Origin of the sequence: Adlercreutzia equolifaciens (assembly GCF_029076695.1) — a bacterium.
GTDB lineage: Bacteria > Actinomycetota > Coriobacteriia > Coriobacteriales > Eggerthellaceae > Adlercreutzia > Adlercreutzia equolifaciens_A.
Map to the genome: position 1 here is coordinate 1 of NZ_JARFIK010000068.1, position 423 is coordinate 423.

The following is a 423-nucleotide window of genomic DNA, read 5'->3' on the forward strand; positions in this document are numbered from 1 at the left end:
CATCTTCGCGGGCTCGGTGCCCGTGGCCGTGGGCGCTGCCGTAGTGGGCTTTATCGCCCTCGTGTTCTTCGTGAAGCGCCAGGGCACCTTGGCCGAGCCGCTGATCGATCTGCGTCCGCTGAAGATCCCGCCCTTCGCGGTGGGCGTTATCGCCAACATGCTTTCCCTGGTGACCATCTTCGCCATGAACATCATCGTGCCCACCTTCATGCAGTCGGTACTGGGCACGACGCCGCTGGTGGCCTCGCTGACGCTGTTCCCTGCCATCCTGTGCTCCTGCGCCGCCTCCCCTCTCGCGGGACGCATCTACGACAAGCACGGTCCGGGCATCTTGCTGCCCGTGGGCTTCGCCTGCATCGCGGTGTTCTCAGTGCTGACGGCCCTGTTCATCGCCACGGCCTCGCCGGTACTGCTGGCCATCAT

1 pseudogene is annotated in these 423 nt (G+C 65.2%); it reads left to right on the forward strand.

Features of this window, described 5'->3' with window-relative positions:
* Positions 1–423: pseudogene (locus PZH32_RS11500) on the forward strand (hypothetical protein); the annotation flags it as partial.